The organism is Kribbella catacumbae DSM 19601 (assembly GCF_000372465.1).
GTDB lineage: Bacteria > Actinomycetota > Actinomycetes > Propionibacteriales > Kribbellaceae > Kribbella > Kribbella catacumbae.
This window is the reverse complement of the sequence record NZ_AQUZ01000008.1, coordinates 136,456-152,325: the sequence shown is the minus strand read 5'-3', so window position 1 is coordinate 152,325 and position 15,870 is coordinate 136,456. Positions and strand designations below refer to the sequence as shown.

The 15,870-nt window shown below is 68.2% G+C and carries 13 protein-coding genes; 8 read left to right on the top strand and 5 right to left on the bottom strand.

Translation table 11 applies throughout. The features are described from left to right. Positions 1 to 60: 60 nt before the first annotated feature. Positions 61 to 2,016, bottom strand: a complete 1,956-nt coding sequence (locus A3ES_RS0111385) for a M13 family metallopeptidase (RefSeq protein WP_020386935.1) — start codon at positions 2,014 to 2,016, stop codon at positions 61 to 63. Positions 2,017 to 2,216: 200 nt separating this feature from the next. Between A3ES_RS0111385 and A3ES_RS0111380 the strand changes: the two genes are divergently transcribed. Next, complete coding sequence (locus tag A3ES_RS0111380; RefSeq protein ID WP_020386934.1) at positions 2,217 to 3,275, top strand: SMP-30/gluconolactonase/LRE family protein; 1,059 nt, start codon at positions 2,217 to 2,219, stop codon at positions 3,273 to 3,275. 3 nt (positions 3,276 to 3,278) lie between these two features. Here A3ES_RS0111380 and A3ES_RS0111375 read toward each other — a convergent pair whose 3' ends face one another. Further along, the gene (locus tag A3ES_RS0111375) at positions 3,279 to 3,572 is read right to left on the bottom strand and encodes an HU family DNA-binding protein (RefSeq protein ID WP_020386933.1); all 294 of its coding nucleotides are present in this window, start codon (positions 3,570 to 3,572) and stop codon (positions 3,279 to 3,281) included. Between the two features lie 158 nt (positions 3,573 to 3,730). Further along, positions 3,731 to 4,540 carry a phytanoyl-CoA dioxygenase family protein gene (locus tag A3ES_RS0111370; protein ID WP_026162775.1) on the bottom strand — a complete coding sequence of 270 codons (810 nt, stop codon included), beginning with the start codon at positions 4,538 to 4,540 and terminating at the stop codon, positions 3,731 to 3,733. A gap of 72 nt (positions 4,541 to 4,612) precedes the next feature. Here A3ES_RS0111370 and A3ES_RS46940 point away from each other — a divergent pair, with 72 nt between their 5' ends. From A3ES_RS46940 to A3ES_RS0111335, 7 genes are all read left to right on the top strand, one after another. Beyond that, a complete protein-coding gene (locus tag A3ES_RS46940; protein WP_020386931.1) occupies positions 4,613 to 5,416 on the top strand; it encodes a helix-turn-helix transcriptional regulator in 804 nt (267 codons plus the stop codon). 94 nt (positions 5,417 to 5,510) lie between these two features. After that, on the top strand, positions 5,511 to 6,524 hold the full coding sequence (locus A3ES_RS0111360) for an LCP family protein (protein ID WP_020386930.1): 1,014 nt from the start codon (positions 5,511 to 5,513) through the stop codon (positions 6,522 to 6,524). Beyond that, positions 6,524 to 7,342, top strand: a complete 819-nt coding sequence (locus A3ES_RS0111355) for a YndJ family protein (RefSeq protein ID WP_020386929.1) — start codon at positions 6,524 to 6,526, stop codon at positions 7,340 to 7,342. The genes A3ES_RS0111360 and A3ES_RS0111355 overlap by 1 nt, the downstream gene beginning before the upstream one ends. Further along, positions 7,329 to 7,853, top strand: a complete 525-nt coding sequence (locus A3ES_RS0111350) for a DUF1990 family protein (protein WP_020386928.1) — start codon at positions 7,329 to 7,331, stop codon at positions 7,851 to 7,853. The genes A3ES_RS0111355 and A3ES_RS0111350 overlap by 14 nt, the downstream gene beginning before the upstream one ends. A gap of 72 nt (positions 7,854 to 7,925) precedes the next feature. Then, complete coding sequence (locus A3ES_RS0111345) at positions 7,926 to 8,372, top strand: GNAT family N-acetyltransferase (RefSeq protein ID WP_040454466.1); 447 nt, start codon at positions 7,926 to 7,928, stop codon at positions 8,370 to 8,372. A gap of 72 nt (positions 8,373 to 8,444) precedes the next feature. Beyond that, positions 8,445 to 10,994 carry an HNH endonuclease signature motif containing protein gene (locus A3ES_RS46935; protein ID WP_083933365.1) on the top strand — a complete coding sequence of 850 codons (2,550 nt, stop codon included), beginning with the start codon at positions 8,445 to 8,447 and terminating at the stop codon, positions 10,992 to 10,994. Positions 10,995 to 11,588: 594 nt separating this feature from the next. Beyond that, the gene (locus A3ES_RS0111335) at positions 11,589 to 12,266 is read left to right on the top strand and encodes a uracil-DNA glycosylase (protein ID WP_026162774.1); all 678 of its coding nucleotides are present in this window, start codon (positions 11,589 to 11,591) and stop codon (positions 12,264 to 12,266) included. Here the strand turns inward: A3ES_RS0111335 and A3ES_RS46930 are convergent. Together A3ES_RS46930 and A3ES_RS0111325 are read right to left on the bottom strand one after the other, a co-directional pair. Then, positions 12,244 to 14,001, bottom strand: coding sequence for an ABC transporter ATP-binding protein (locus A3ES_RS46930; protein ID WP_020386925.1), 1,758 nt, complete (start codon positions 13,999 to 14,001; stop codon positions 12,244 to 12,246). The two genes, A3ES_RS0111335 and A3ES_RS46930, sit on opposite strands and share 23 nt — an antisense overlap. Continuing rightward, positions 13,998 to 15,686, bottom strand: a complete 1,689-nt coding sequence (locus A3ES_RS0111325; protein WP_026162773.1) for an ABC transporter transmembrane domain-containing protein — start codon at positions 15,684 to 15,686, stop codon at positions 13,998 to 14,000. Before A3ES_RS0111325 ends, A3ES_RS46930 begins: the two co-directional genes overlap by 4 nt. Between the last annotated feature and the right edge of the window lie 184 nt (positions 15,687 to 15,870).

Sequence of the window (15,870 nt, the reverse complement as noted above, 5' to 3'; positions counted from 1 at the left end):
CACCATGAACCACGAACTGCTTCCCCTCCGCTCGACGGCGGAGGGGAGCAACTGTGGTGTTTACCAGATGCGGACGCGTTCCTCCGGAGGGAGCCACATCGTGTCGGATTCGGTGACAGCGAAGGCGGTGTGGAACTCGTCGATGTTGCGGACGACCGCGTTGCAGCGGAACTCTGGTGGAGAGTGGGGGTCGATGGCCAGGCGGCGGATCGCCTCGGCCTCGCGGGCCTTGGTGGACCAGCCCATCGCCCAGGCCAGGAAGAAGCGTTGTGGGCCGGTGAGACCGTCGACCGTGGGCGGCTCCGCGCCGTCCAGGGACAACGCGTAGGCGACGTAGCCGATCGAGAGGCCGCCCAGGTCGCCGATGTTCTCGCCCAGGGTGAGCTCGCCGTTGACCTTGTGGCCGGGCGCGTCGCCCGGTTCCAGTACGTCGTACTGCGCGACGAGCCTGGCTGTGCGCTGCTCGAAGGCCGCCCGGTCCTCGTCGGTCCACCAGTCGTTGAGGTTGCCGGTGCCGTCGTACTTCGAGCCCTGGTCGTCGAAGCCGTGGCCGATCTCGTGGCCGATCACGGCACCGATGGCGCCGTAGTTCACCGCGTCGTCGGCGTCGGGGTGGAAGAACGGCGGGTGCAGGATCGCGGCCGGGAAAACGATCTCGTTCATCCGCGGGTTGTAGTACGCGTTCACCGTCTGCGGCGTCATCAGCCACTCGGTCTTGTCGATCGGCTGGCCGAGCTTGGCCAGGTCGCGGGCGGTCTCGACGGCGACCGAGCGGCGGACGTTGCCGACCAGGTCGTCGGCGTGGATCTCGAGGCCGCTGTAGTCCTTCCACTTGTCCGGGTAGCCGATCTTCGGGGTGAAGGCGGCGAGCTTGTCGAGCGCGCGCTGCCGCGTCTCGGGGCTCATCCAGTCGAGCGCCTCGATCCGCTGCCGGTAGGCCTCGACCAGGTTGGCGACCAGCTCGACCATCCGGGCCTTCGACTCCGGCGGGAAGTGCTCGGCGACGTACAGCTGGCCGACCGCCTCGCCGAGGGCGGAGTCGACGACGCCAAGCCCGCGCTTCCAGCGCTCGCGCAGCTCCGGCGCACCGGTCAGCGTCTTGCCGTAGAAGTCGAAGTTCTCGTCGACGAAGGCCTGGCTCAGCAGCGGAGCCGCGCTCCGGACGACGCGCCAGGAGAGCCACTCCTTCCAGTGCACAAGGTCGATCTCGTGCAGGGCGGTCGCGGCTGCGGTCAGGTAGTCCGGCTGACGGACCACCAGCTGGGCGAACGCCTCCTCCGGTACGCCGGCGTTGGACAGCCAGCCCGCCCAGTCGAACCCAGGCGTCAGCTCCTCGAGCCCGGCCCGGTCGAGCTTGTTGTACGTCGCGGTGACGTCGCGGTTGCGGACCCGGTCCCAGTGCCCCTTGGCCAGCCGGGTCTCGAGCGCCATGATCCGCTCGGCGGCGGCACTCGTGTCGGCGAGTCCGGCGAGCTCGAGCATCCGGGCCACGTGCGCGACGTACGCCGTCCGCACGTCGGCGAAGGAGTCCTCGCGGTAGTACGACTCGTCCGGCAGGCTGATGCCGCCCTGGCTCGCGTACACGATGTACTCATCGGACTTCTTCGCGTCGATGTCCGTGCCGTAGTAGAAGATGCCGGCCACGCCCTGCAGCTCGAGCCGACCGAGCGAGGCGACCAGGCCGGGCACGTCCTGGATCGAGGCGACCAGCTCGAGCTGGTCCGCGATCGGCCCGGCCCCGAGCCGCTCGATCGTCTCGGTGTCCATGAAACCTGTGAACAGGTCACCGATCTTGCGTGCCTCGCTGCCGGCCGGGTGCTCAGCGGCCGCGGTCTTCTCGACGATCGCCCGGACATCCTGCTCGGCGGTGTCCCAGAGTGCGTGGAAGGCGCCGTAGATCGCCTTGTCCGCGGGAATCTCGGTGCGGTCCAGCCACGGTCCGTTCGCGTACCGGTACAGGTCGTCCTGCGGCCGGACCGTCGTGGACAGATCCGAGCTGTCGATCCCTGCTGTCATACCTGCCCGCTCCTCTGCTGGTGACTGCCACTCACCGTGACATTACCCGTTGCCGCCCAACGGCCGGGATGGTTATCAACAGGCTTTGAACCGTTTTGTCCTGGGAACCGTGTACCTACTGTTGAAAGCACAACCAGCCGCTGTGTCGGCGTAGACAGCAAAGGCGTCGACCCGGTCATCGACCAGGAGGACACTCCGCCATGTCACGTCCACAGCCGAGACGGCTAGGCCGCGCGCTCGCCGCGACTCTCGGCCTCCCCGCACTGCTTCTGGGCAGCGTCACCGCATCCGCGTTCACCGGGACGACCGCTGCCTCAAACTCCGCCCCCGCACACCAGGTCGTCAAGCACACCAGAGACGACGACCGCTGCAACTCCATCCGCTTCGGAGCCACCCAGGCAAGCCACAGTGCTCGCTTCCCCCGCCGCTTCGACCTCCCGGCCGGCTTCCAGCCGGAGGGCATCGCCATCGACCACTCCGGTACTGCGTACTTCGGCTCGCGCGTCGACGGTGACATCTACGCCGCCGACCTGCGGACCGGACTCGGCAAGGTGATCAGCCAGGGCCCAGGCACCGCCTCACTCGGCATGAAGGCCGACCAGCGTGGCCGGCTGTTCGTGGCCGGTGCTGCCGGCGGCAACGGCCGGGTGATCGACACGCGCTCCGGCAAGGTACTGGCCAGCTATGCCTTCTCCACCACGACGCCGACCTTCGTCAACGACGTCATCCTCAGCAAGGACGCCGCCTGGTTCACCGACTCGCGTCAGCCGCTCTTCTACAAGGTCCCGCTCGGCCGCAACGGCCAGCTGCCCAGCCAGGCCGCCATCCAGACCATCCCGCTCACCGGCGACTACAAGCATGACCCGATGATCAACAACGGCAACGGCATCTCGCTCACGCCGGACGGCCGCAACCTGATCATCGTGCAGTCGGCGACGGGCTTCCTGTTCCAAGTCGACCCGCGCACTGGCGTCACCAAGAAGATCGAGCTCGGCGGCGCGGTGATGACGAACGGCGACGGCCTGCTGCTGTCCGGCGACACCCTGTACGTCGTCCAGAACCGGCTGAACAAGATCGCAGTGCTGGACCTCGACCAGTCCGGTAGCAGCGGCCGGCTGGTCCGCGAGATCAAGAGCGCCGACTTCGACGTACCGACGACGGCCGCGCTCTTCGGGTCGCGGCTCTACCTGCCGAACGCCCGGTTCAGCACTCCGCCGACCCCGACGACGCCGTACTGGGTGGCGGCCGTCGACCGCTGACGGTCAGGAGACGGTGCGGAGGTCGCCTCGGGCCGCGGCCTTGAGGCGGCTTCCGCACGACAGCCGGACGGAGTACCCGGCCGGGATCGAGAGCGGCTCGCCGGTCTGCGGATTGCGGCCGGTGCGGGGCGCGCGCATCACCCGCTCGATGCTCAGCAGGCCGGTCAGCGAGACCTTGTCCCCCTTGTGCACGGCCTCGGTGACGACGTCGCCCAGCGCGTCGAGGACCTTCTCGGCCTGGTTGCGCGGGATGCCCGCCTTCGTCGCCACGCCGGCGACCAGCTCGTTGCGGTTCACGGTTCTCCTCTGACTCGGCAGCCGCCGGGCAGCTCCCCAAACGCTGCCCCGGTCGGTCCCGAAACCTTAACCGAAATGATTGTCGTTAGCGAGAGCGATCCCAGATAGTGGGGAAAACCCGCGCGATCCAGGCTGTCAGAGCCCTCGGATGCAGGGCACTAGAGCCCGTCCCGGTCGTGCCAGTGGGACTGCCAGCGGCCGTCGACAGGAGTGGCAGCCAGTTGGTAGCGGATGTCGGTCGAGAGCCGCATCGAGGACGAGACGTTGTCCAGCGCGGCATGGACCGTGTGCGCGGTGTGGATGACGACATCGCCGGCCGCGTAGTCGGCAACCAGCCAGTTGGCGTCGTACTCGTCGGCAAGGCTCGGCAGGTCGGCAGTGATCGACGCGGCCGGGCGCTTGAGTGTGCCGGCCGCCTCCTCCCGCAGTACTCGGTGGTGACTGCCCTCTAGGTAGGTGAGACCGCCGAGAGAGACCGGGCAGTCGCCGAGAGGGATCCAGGCGGACAGCACTTGGTCAGTGCCTTCCCGCAGGTAGACGAGGTCGTAGTGCGCCTGTGTCGCCGTACCAATGCCCGCCTCGCCCGGTGCGATGTGCCGGATGATCTTGCGCCGATGCAGGAACGTCTCCCCGCCCAGGAACCACTCGTACCAGCCCCGCAAGGCCGGCTGGGCACAGAACGCCTCGTACTGCGGCCCTGGCACCACCTCACCGAACAGCACTCTCCGCAGCTCAGCACGATCCACCACCCGCGGTACGCCGTGAGCGTCGGCAACCCCGGTCCGCTCGAAGAAGTACCGCCGGAACTCGAGCACCTCAGCCGGATCCAGCAGCCCGCGCAGGAACAGATACCCGTCCCGCGCCAGCCGGGCCCGCAACGCCTCCCGATCCCCACGCTCCCGCCGCGGCACCTCAGCCAGCATTCCAAGTCGCTCAGGCGACAACACATACCCATTCGAGGTCAGCACCCCACCATTCCAACCGCCGGCCCAGGATCACCGGAATGGACTAGAGCAGGTACTTCTTGGACTCTTGTGGACATGGAGAACTGGTCGACCTACCTGACCCCTGATCCGATCGAGCGACAACTTGGACTCTTCTGCCTGGGCGTCGGTGAGCAGCGCATCCCGCCCGCGGCAACTCCGGAACGCGCCCTCGGCTGCCACGCCGCCGTCTTCCTCCACCAAGGCAGAGGCCAGCTACTGCACGGCCCCGACCGAGTCCTCCACGCCATCGAAGCTCCCGCCCTGTTCTGGCTCTTCCCCGGCGTACTGCACGGCTACCGCCCCGCTACGAACTGGCAGCAGTCATGGGCCCTCTTCGGCGGTACTGCGACCGCAGCACTCACCCACCTCGGCTACCTGACCCCAGAGACCCCAGTACGCCGGTACGCCGACCCCCGCGCGCCCCAACGGGCATTCGCCAAGCTCCTCCGAGTGGCACAGACCAGTGAGGTCCAGGCCGCAGCAGCTCTCTACGACCTCATCGCGACACCAGCACAGACCGAACCGGGCAATGAGCTAGTCGCACAGCTGCGCGCCTTCGCATGCCGGCCGCTGTCGATACCGCAGTACGCCGAAGCACTCGGCGTGACGGTCGGCGAGCTGAGAGCAGCGACCCGGCAGGCGAGCGCTTCGACGCCTCAGGAGGTGATCTTGACCACGAGGATGAACGAGGCGAAGGCGTTGCTGGCCGAGACGGATCTCCCCGTCGCGGTGGTCGCGCGGGAGGTCGGGTACGACGATCCGGCGTACTTCAGCAGGCTGTTCAGTGCCCGCGTGGGGCAGGCGCCACGCACGTTCCGGCGGATTGGTTCGATCGGCGGGCGAAGATCCTCCTTTTGATCGAGGCGGGACCAGTCCACGGTCTGAAAGTGTGGGGTGAAGACCCTTCGCCGGACTGACGCACGATCGGCCCGGGTGCCGATACGGTCGTTCCATGAGCCAACCGCAATCCATCGACCCGCGCTATGTCAGCCGGCCGCCCGTGCGACCCAAGAAGCGGCGCAACTGGTTCGCCAGGATCATCGGACTCATCATCCTGCTGTTCGTGCTGACGCTGATCTGCGTCCCGCTGTTCGCCTGGGGCAAGATCAACAAGGCCGAGGCCATGCCTAGCGGCGACCGGCCGGCCGATACCCCCGGTACGACGTACCTGCTGGTCGGGTCCGACAGCCGCGAGGGTCTGTCCCGCGCCGAGCGCGCGAAACTGCACACCGGCAAGGCGTCCGGTCAGCGAACCGACTCGATCATGTTGCTGCACGTACCGGAGTCCGGCCCGACGGCGCTGATCAGCATCCCGCGCGACAGCTACGTGCCGATCCCCGGCAAGGGGAAGAACAGGATCAACGCGGCGTTCGCGTTCGGCGGCCCACAGTTGCTGATCCAGACCGTCGAGAGCGTCTCCGGGCTGCGCGTCGACCACTACGTCGAGATCGGCTTCAGCGGGTTCGCGTCGATCGTGGACAGCGTCGGCGGCATCAAGATGTGCTTGCCCAAGGCAATGAAAGATGACGACGCGCACATCGACCTGCCGGCCGGCTGTCAGGAACTCGACGGCGTGAACGCGCTCGGCTACGTCCGGGCCCGCAAGAGCGACCCGAAGGGCGATCTCGGCCGGGTCGAGCGGCAACGCGAGATGATCGGTGCGATCGCCTCCAAGGGCGTCTCACCAGCCACGTTCCTGAACCCGATCCGCTACTACAACCTCAGCACCGCGGGCGCCGAGGCCCTCACGATCGACAGCGACATGGGGCCGCTCGGCCTGTTCAAGTTCGCCCGCGGGATGAAGGCGGTGTCCAGCGGCAGCGGCGGCATCACGCTGACCGTGCCCGTATCCGACACAAACCTCGAAACCCGGCACGGCTCGGCCGTGAAGTGGGACAACGCCAAGGCCAAGGCCCTCTTCAAGGCCCTGAAGGAAGACAACACCAGCGGCCTCAAGAGCAGCTAGTGCTGACACTGGTCCACCTGGTAGTGAGCCTGGGCATGCTGGTGATCGTGCCGCTCGGGCTCAGCCTGGTGGAGGTCTCCGGTGGTACCACGGTCCGCCGCTGGTGGCTCGCCGCGGCCGTGCCAGGGGTCTTGTCCCTCTGGCTCAGCCGCGGCGCCTTGTCGATCACACTGGCCAGCATCTACCTGGCAGGCACGCTCGTACTCGCAGTACTGGCTGCCGCCGACCTGGTACGCCGGAAACGCTTACGGGCCAGGGAAGTCGCGCTCCACACCGCATTGCTCACACCGTCGATCGCCGCGCTGTCGCTGGTCGCCGAGCGTTCGTCGTACGAGCTGTTCGGTTTCAACCTGACAGTGCTCTCACTGACGGTCGCCCACTTCCACTTCGCCGGCTTTGCCGCAGCACTGGTCGCCTGCCTGGTGGTGGAGTCGATCAGCAACCAGGCGGCGACCGCTGCCGCGATCAGCGTGCCGCTGGGGACAGGGATCGTGCTGCTGGGCTTCTTCCTCGGCGATCCGGTCGAGCTGCTCGGTGCCGCAGTACTGACCGCCGGGATGTGGCTGGTGGGCTGGGCCATGTGGCGGCGCTCCCAAACCGCCGATCGGACCACCAAGGTGCTGCTGGTCGTGTCGGCATCCACCCTCGTGGTGACAATGGTGCTGGCGCTCAGCTGGGCACTGGGGCACGTGGTGGCGACGCCGTACCTGCCGTTGCGCTGGATGGTTGCTACACATGGGTTGGCGAACGCGCTCGGCTTCGCCTTGTGTGGCCTGCTGGCCTGGCGTCGACTGAAGGAGTGGGATGAAGCTCGATGACCTGCGTGACCGGCGCTTCAGCTATGACGCCGTCGGCTCGACGTTGCGCGACGAGACACCGCCCGGGTACCACCGGCTCGATTACCGCGTCCGCATTGGCGCTGGGGACGAGGTGTTCCGCCGCGCTGGCGAGGCGTTGATGACCTGGAAGGCGCACCACGCGGCCGGCGTCCCGGTCGAGGCGACAGACAGCCCGGTCGTGGTCGGCACGAACTCGCTCGGCCGACTCGGAGTCGCGTCGGTCGGCCTGCCTGTGCCCTGCCGGGTGGTCTGGGTCGTCGACGAGCCCGACCGGATCGGCTTCGCCTACGGCACGCTGGAAGGGCATCCCCAGGCCGGCGAGGAGTCCTTGGTGGTGACTCGCGAGCCGGACGGCATCTACTACACGATCCGCGCGTACAGCCGCGCCGGCACCTGGTACACCCGCCTGGGCGGGCCCGTCGCCCGTGCCGCCCAGAAGCTAGTCGCCCAGCACTACGCGAAAGCCCTGACCCGCCTCGCCAACAGCTGAAGCAGTGGACTGGCGAAACCGTCCCGGATTGGATCTGTTGCGACAAGCAACAAACTCCCTAGCCTCGCCACTATGAGCAACGTGCGCGCAGCCACCGCGGCAGACATCCCGCAACTCGTCGACGCCTACAGTTGGCTCTTCGACCCGCCCGGCGCGAAACCCGGCGACTGGGACCCGGCCGTCGCCGCCGACCGGCTGGAACGCACCCTCGCCAGCCCGCTCAGCGGAGTACTGGTTGCTGCTGATGGCGATCAGCTACAGGGCTTCTGTACGACGTACTTGGACCTCGAGTCGGTCCGATTCGGTCAGCGCTGCTGGGTGGAAGACCTCGCCGTCGATCCGGGTCAACGCTCGAACGGCATCGGCGCCGCCCTGCTGACGGCGGCCCGCGAATGGGCCGCGGCCAACGGCGCCACCCACCTGGAGCTCGACTCCTCCACCGCCCGCACCGACGCCCACCGCTTCTACAACCGCCACAACCCGACCAGCCACTCCCTCAACTTCGGCTGGCAGGCATAGCGTTACCGCAGCCCAGCGGCCACTCGTGGTAGCCGATTTGATTCGGAGTGTATTCGAACATATGCTCGATTCATGAGCAGACGTCCCGATGGTCGACCGGCAGACGGGCCACCGCGCCCGGTCCCGCCGACCCCCGGACGGCCACGCCTGCAGAGCCTGTCGCGGTTCGACGTGGACGACGACCCCGACCGGGGCTGTCTGCTGTATGAGGCGGTTGTCTTCCAAGACACCACGCAGCTGACCGGTGACGGCTGGCTGGACCGGCTGGAGGCACTCACCCGGATCAAGGCCCGCGTCGCCGCGCTGGAGGCCGAGACCGTGGCCGGGTTCGACGACTCCCTGCACGGCGTCTCGGCCGACCTGGGACACCGCTACCCCCAGCCGGGCGACCGGGACGCCACCCCCGGCGAGCGCCGCTGGATCGCCGGCGACCTGCGCTCGGTGTCCGACGAGATCGCCCTCATCCTCAACGTGCACCGCGGCTATGCCACCACCCGGATCCACACCTCCTGCGAACTCGTCCACAACTTCCCGGCCACCCTGGCCGCCTTGAGCGACGGGCTGTTCACCGAACGGGCCGCGTTCACGATCGTCACCGAACTATCGGTCCTGGACGACCTCGACCAACTCCGCGCCGCCGAAGCCGCCATCCTCGACTGGGCCCGCACCCACCCCTTGACCGACCTCAAGAAGCAATGCCACCGCGAAACCGCCCGCCGCTCCCCCGCCGCCACCGACAAGGCCTACCAACGCGCCCACCAAGACCGCTCCGTGCGGATGCACCCCGACGACCGCGGCCGAGCCGACCTCGTCCACAACCAAGACGCCACCGAAGCCGCCGCCGTCATGACCAGCCTCACCCGCGCCGCCGCCTACCGCCGCCGCAAAGGCGACAACCGCACCATGGACCAACTCCGCGCCGACGTCGCCCTAAACCGCCTCCTCCCCCGCACCAAAACCACCAACCCCGCCCCCGAAGAACCGGCCAGCCACGACGAGCCGGTCGGCGACGAACCGGTCCGCGACGAGCCCTTCCACAACGAACCCGTCCGCGAAGAGCCCGTCGCCGAAGACCAGCGAAACGGCAGCCACCCGTCCAGCGACCCCACACCCCACTCCGCCCCCTGCCCGCAGCACCACGACAGCCACGGCGGTCACGGCAGCTACGGTCACGGCGACGACGGCTACGGCAATGCGCCCGGCGGGCAGGATCCCGACGGCTACGACGGTCGCGACGGCAACGACTACGGTTACGGCGACTACGACAGCGGCACTGCCGACGGCAACGGTCACGGCGGCGACCATAGCTTCGGTCACGACGGCGATGTCGACGGTCACAACGGCAGCGGCTACGACGATGGCCACGACGGCTACGGCGAGGAACAAGAAGGCTACGGCGGGGGGCATGACGGCTACGGCGGCAGTCACGCCGGCTACGGCGGCAGTCACGCCGGCTACGGCGGCGGCGCTACCGACGGCGACCACAGCTACGGCTACGGCTACGGCGGCGACCACAGCGACGGTCACGACGGCGATGTCGACGGTCACAACGGCAGCGGCTACAGCGATGGTCACGACGGCGACGACAGCGGCACTGCCGATCCTGAGTCCTCGCCCGATCTCGACGTCATCGACGAGACCGACGACGCCGCAGGCGGGGCAGAGGCCACCGTGGTCATCCACGCCACCGGCGACGAAATCCGCGCCCTCATCAACGGCCAACCAGCAACCGGCGGAGAAGCCGACCACCACGGACCTATCCCCCAGACCACACTGCGCCGATACCTCATCAAAGCCCTCACACAAACCCTCCTGCCAAACCTCCCCACCACCCCCAACAGCCCCCGCCCCGGCCCCGGCCCAGCAACCCGCCGCCCCCGCACCCAGACCACCCCGACCGGCCACACCAGCCGAAATGGCGGTGCGAGTGACGGAGATGACGAAGGCCGAGAAGGCGGAAGTCCGGCTGGCGGTGGCGACGGCGGGCGCGGCAGTGGCGGTAACGGCGGCAACGGTCGCGGTGCCGACGGCGATGGCGGTCGCGGCGCCGACGGCGATGGCGGTCGCGGCGCCGACGGCGATGGCGGTCGCGGTGCCGACGGCGATGGCGGTGCCGACGGCGGTGGCGGAGGCGGTGGCGGGCGCGGTGGCGGAGGTGGCGATGGTCGCGGTGGCGGTGGCGGTGGTTCACGGATCGAGCTCCAGATCACCGACCGACCACCCGCCAGCGACCCCAACAAATACGCACCATCAGCCGCACTGGACAGGTATGTCCGGCTGCGCGATCGCACCTGCCAATTCCCCGGCTGCAATCGGCCCGCGGAATTCACCGACCTCGACCACCGGATCGCATTCACCACCGGCGGACCAACCACCGCGGCCAACCTCTGGTGCCTGTGCCGCCACCACCACCGCCTCAAGCACGAAGGCGGCTGGCACATCCACCCCAACCCCAACGGCACCCACACCTGGACCAGCCCCACCGGCCGCCACTACCCCAACAACCCCACCCACCATCGCCCGCCACCTGACGATCTCCCGCCACCCGACGATCCGCCTCCACCCGACGCCACTCGACCACTTCAGTCATCAGCAGAGGATCCGAAACCGGACCAACCCTGACCTGAGCTGTTCAGTGCTGCTGCCAGGCCGACGCTCGCGATTCCCGGGCGGGGTAGCTGCGGGTAGTTGAGGGGGTGACCTGCTCGGCCGACTGCCGGGCGGCCAAGAATGACCCACCTCCCGCGCGACCGGCAGGGCTTCGGCGCGAGAGGGCAGGATCGATCCGTGAGGCCCGGACGAGCGACTGCCGAGCGCGGTGGCATCTGACGGATCGTGACCACAACTCCGTGTCGCGGCTGAGGTGGTCGCTGCTGCCGAGGTGGAGGTTCAGCGGGCCGAACTCATCGCAGATCATCGCGGCCCTACGCGGATCACTGGGCCTGTGGTTGCCTGCCAACCAGACCGTCGCTGCGCCCTGACGGGATCGAAGCGGCGCGGGCCAACGTGCAGAGCGGCTGAGCGCCGCGCGCCAAGTGCAACAGCGACTGAATGCCGTGAGGCAACGTAAAGGCCCCGCAAGAGCTCATACCTTTTGCGGGGCCGGGCACATTTTTACCCGGCCAGAGCAACCGGCAGGCTGACCGACACGCGAACAGTGAGTGACATCACGCCCCCGCGTGCGCGGTACGGCCTCGGGATGGGAGGCTTTGGCGGGTGAGTCCCAAGACTTTGAGTGATCTGGTGGCGGCCGACTGGGCCGAGGCGCTCGCGCCGGTGGAAGAGACCGTGGCGCGGATGGGTGAGTTCCTGCGCCAGGAGATCGCCGCCGGCCGCCCGTATCTACCGGCCGGCGAGAACGTACTGCGAGCCTTCCGGCAGCCACTGAACGACGTGAAGGTGCTCGTCGTCGGGCAGGACCCGTACCCGACGCCCGGCCATCCGGTCGGGCTGAGCTTCTCGGTGGCGCCGGACGTGCGCCCAATCCCGCGGAGCCTGCAGAACATCTACCGCGAACTGATGGCCGACGTCGGCGTACCGGCGCCGTCCAACGGAGACCTGACGCCGTGGGCCGAGCAGGGCGTGCTGATGCTCAACAGGGTGCTCACCGTGCAGCCGGGCAAGTCCGCCTCGCACAAGGGCAAAGGCTGGGAGACCGTGACCGAGCAGGCGATCCACGCGCTGGTGAAGCGTGGTGGGCCGCTGGTTGCGATCCTTTGGGGCCGGGACGCGCAGACACTCAAGCCGATGCTCGGCAGTACGCCGTACATCGAGAGCGCCCACCCGAGCCCCATGTCGGCCGACCGGGGCTTCTTCGGCTCCCGGCCGTTCAGCCGCGTCAACGAGCTGCTGGTGAAGCAGGGCGGCACAGCTATCGATTGGCGCCTGCCCTAGGAGTACCGGTCCAGCTGTGCCACAGCTGGCTGTAGCGACCACCGACGGCCAGCAGCTCGTCATGCGTACCCGACTCGACCACCCGCCCGTGGTCCAGTACGACGATCCGATCCGCCTGCTGCGCCTGCGTGAGCCGGTGAGCCACCACCAGCGTCGTACGGCCTTCGGTAGCGGCCGCACTGGCCCTCTCCAACTCGCGAGCGCCGGCACTACCCGCCTCAGCCGTCGCCTCATCCAGTACTGCGACCGCCGGGTCAGCGAGCACCAGCCGTGCCAGTGCGACTTGCTGTGCCTGCGCGCCCGTCAACTGATGCGCGTTCTCACCTACCTGGCTGTCCAACCCTTCCGGCAGGGCCCGCACCCAAGCCAGCGCCCCCACTCGCTCCAGCGCAGCTTCAACCTCGGCAACGGTCGCTGAAGCCTTGGCCAGCCGCACGTCCTCCAGAAGCGTCCCGGAGAACACGTGGACTTCCTGGCTGAGCAGAGCAACCTGCTGCTGCGTACGCATCTCACCAAGCGCGCGAATGTCCACCCCGCCCAGCAACACGGTCCCAGCAGTGGGCATCAGGACTCCGGCCGCAATCGCCGCCAGCGTCGTCTTCCCTGCACCACTCGCGCCGACCAGAGCAACGCGCTCCCCGGGCTCCAGACGCAGCGACACCCCATCGACCACTAGCGGGCCGTCGTACGAGTGCCCGATCCCCACCAGCTCCACTGAGCCATCGGCAGGAGCAGGCCCGGCAGGCGGCTCGGGAGCCGACTCCAGCGTCAGTACTCCGGCCAGTCGCGCCAACCCGGCCGCAGCCGTCTGGATCTGGTCGAACTCCATCAGCAGCGCACCGATCGGGTTGAACAACCGGTGGAAGTACAGCGCGGCCGCAGTGGTCGCGCCGACCGTCACCGCATCCGCCCGGACCAGAAAGAACCCAGCGACCAGGATCGACGTCAGCCCGACGAACTCGGCGTGGTTGATCCGCGCCGAGAAGTTGCTGAAGAGCCGGAAGACGTTCAGCGAAAGGTCTCGCGCGGTCGCCGAGCGATCCGAGATCCTGTCCAGCTGGGTGTCTTCGAGCCGGTAGGCCCGCACGGTCGCGCTCCCGCGCAGCGAGGTGATGATCGCCTCTGACCGCTCACCCATCGCGAGCCGTTCCTTGCGGTAGAAGGGCGCCGACCGCGGCAGGTACCATCGCAGGGCCAGCAAGTACATCGGCAACGCGACCAGTCCCGCAAGGCCGAGCCGCCAGTCGAGCGCGAACATCCCGGCCGCGGTCAGCACGATCGTCAGCGTCGCCGCCAGGAGCACCGGTCCGATCTCGGTCAGCGCAGCGGCCACCGACGCCACGTCATCGCCGACCCGCGACAACAAGTCGCCAGTACGGATCTTGTCGAGCACCGGCGCCGGTAGCTGCAGCACCCGATCCAGCACCTGCTCCCGGATCCGCGCCAGCACGGTCTCACCGACCCGCGCGATCAGTGTCACCCCGACAGCAGTCAGTACGCCGGACAGCAGGGCAGCCCCACCGATCAGCACAACCACCCGTACGACGGCCGACCCCTCAGCACCGGTCGCGACGTCGTCGACCAAGACGCCAAGCGCCCACGGCGCGACCAGACCGGCCGCACTCCCAACGGTCACCACTACGGCGGCAATCAGCGACAGCGTCCGTAGGCGACGGATCTCCCGCCACAACACAATCCAGGTGGCACGCGGCCCGGCAATAGGTAGCAGGTTCATCGGAGCACCGCCTCCTGGTACGCCGAATCCGTCTCGGCCAGCTCCGCATGCCGTCCCTCAGCCACGACCACCCCGTCCGACACCACCAGTACCCGGTGCATCTTGCCCAGCAAGGCCGGACTGCTCGTCAACACCAGGGTCGCGAGCTCTGGCACACCACGGACCTCGGCGAGCCCTTCGGCCAGGAGCTCCTCGGTGACGGCATCTACCGCAGTACTGGGGTCGTGCAGCACCAGCACTGGAGGTTCGGCCAGCAGGGCTCGCGCTAGGCCGAGACGCTGGCGTTGACCTCCTGACAGAGTGCGGCCTCTGGCAGCCAGTGGATGGTCCAGGCCGTCCGCGTGCGCCTCGACGACATCAGTGGCCGCCGCAGCCGCCACTACCTCTTCCAGCCTCGACGAGGCGCCAGCGCCGGCAAGAAGGTTGGAACGGAGAGTCCCCTCGAAAAGATCGGTGTCATGCTGCTCGACCAGCACAGAGCGCCGTACAAGGTCGATGTCCAGCTCCTCGACCTCAGTACCGCCGACCAGCACCCGGCCCGAGTGGTCAGCGGCCCGGCCGGCTACGACCGTCAACAGCGCATCGGCGTCACGTGGGTCGTAGCAGAGGACCCCCACCAGCTCACCGGGTTCCAGGGAGAGGTCCAGCGACGACAGCGTCTTGTAGCCGACCTGCTCCAACGACAGCAGCGGCTTGCCCGGATCCACAGTCGTAGAGGCGCCAGTCGCGATCTCCCACGGCGAACCGAGTACCGACGCCAGGCGCCCGGCAGAGGCACGTGACGTGGCGAAGACCTGACCGCTGTACCCGAGGAGACCGACCGGCTCTGCGATGAACTGCGCCAGCCCGACCACGGTGATCAGCTCGCCGATCGTGATCCGCCCATTCAAAGCGAACCACCCGGCGACGCCTGCGACAGCCGCTAGCAGCAGTCCACTCGATGCGGTGGTCACACCGTCCTGCAGGCCATTGGTAGACGCAGCACGAAGAGTTGCCTTCAACGTGTCCTCGCTGGATCGCCGGTACCGCTCGGCAGCGTTGTGCTGCGCCCCGATCCCGCGCAGCGTCCGCAGTCCGCCGACCAGGTCGGTGGCGAGGGCCGTAGTACGGGCTACTGCCTCTTGCTGCGATGACGTACGCCGGGTGAGCAGTGGCGACAAGGCCTGAATCCCCAGCACCAGCAGGGGAACACCGATCAGCACGCCCAACCCCAGCGGCACGTCGACCAGCAACAGCGCCACCGACGACACCGCGAGCGCGGTAGAGCCGGCGAAGCCAAGCGACACAGCACGGAGTACTAGTGCGGCCTTCTCTGCGTCGGAGGTCGCGACCAGCAGCAACTCCCCCGACCTCAAGCCGGTCTGGTGTCCCCGTGGGTCCATCACTCGCCGCGCGATCTCCAGCCGCAGCTGATGCGTCTCGTCCTCGATCGCGCGGACCACCTGCCGCGCGCCGGTCTTCCACGCGTTCGACAGCACGGCGAACAGCGCGAAGATCATCAGCACGCACCAGAGCAACGGCTTCAGCCCACCGGTCGAGACGGCCTGGTCGACGAAGATGCCGATCACCACCGGTACGGCGGCCTCGGTGGCCTGGTGCAGCGACAGCACCAGCGCCCCGACGCTCAACCGCCCGCGGTGCCGGCGAATCGCCCGCCGCATCACCCTGCCAGCTGTGAACTCCACGGAAAGGCCTTCCCCAGTCGGCGCCGCCCGGTCACTCCGGCGACAAGTTAGCCCACCCTAACTTGAGCCGTGACGGATCCGAACGGCGCGATCGATTGACACCTGCCCGACTCGGCCCGTACGGTCTCGCGGTAATAGGAAACTTTCCTAACAGTTGATCTCGCTGCCGAATCAGCAGCGTGGT

Excerpts from the sequence above, each read along its gene's own strand:
- A3ES_RS0111385 (WP_020386935.1), bottom strand. The coding sequence starts at position 2,016 with ATGACAGCAGGGATCGACAGCTCGGATCTGTCCACGACGGTCCGGCCG.
- A3ES_RS0111380 (WP_020386934.1), top strand. The coding sequence starts at position 2,217 with ATGTCACGTCCACAGCCGAGACGGCTAGGCCGCGCGCTCGCCGCGACT.
- A3ES_RS46940 (WP_020386931.1), top strand. The coding sequence starts at position 4,613 with ATGGAGAACTGGTCGACCTACCTGACCCCTGATCCGATCGAGCGACAA.
- A3ES_RS0111360 (WP_020386930.1), top strand. The coding sequence starts at position 5,511 with ATGAGCCAACCGCAATCCATCGACCCGCGCTATGTCAGCCGGCCGCCC.
- A3ES_RS0111350 (WP_020386928.1), top strand. The coding sequence starts at position 7,329 with ATGAAGCTCGATGACCTGCGTGACCGGCGCTTCAGCTATGACGCCGTC.
- A3ES_RS0111345 (WP_040454466.1), top strand. The coding sequence starts at position 7,926 with ATGAGCAACGTGCGCGCAGCCACCGCGGCAGACATCCCGCAACTCGTC.
- A3ES_RS46935 (WP_083933365.1), top strand. The coding sequence starts at position 8,445 with ATGAGCAGACGTCCCGATGGTCGACCGGCAGACGGGCCACCGCGCCCG.
- A3ES_RS46930 (WP_020386925.1), bottom strand. The coding sequence starts at position 14,001 with ATGAACCTGCTACCTATTGCCGGGCCGCGTGCCACCTGGATTGTGTTG.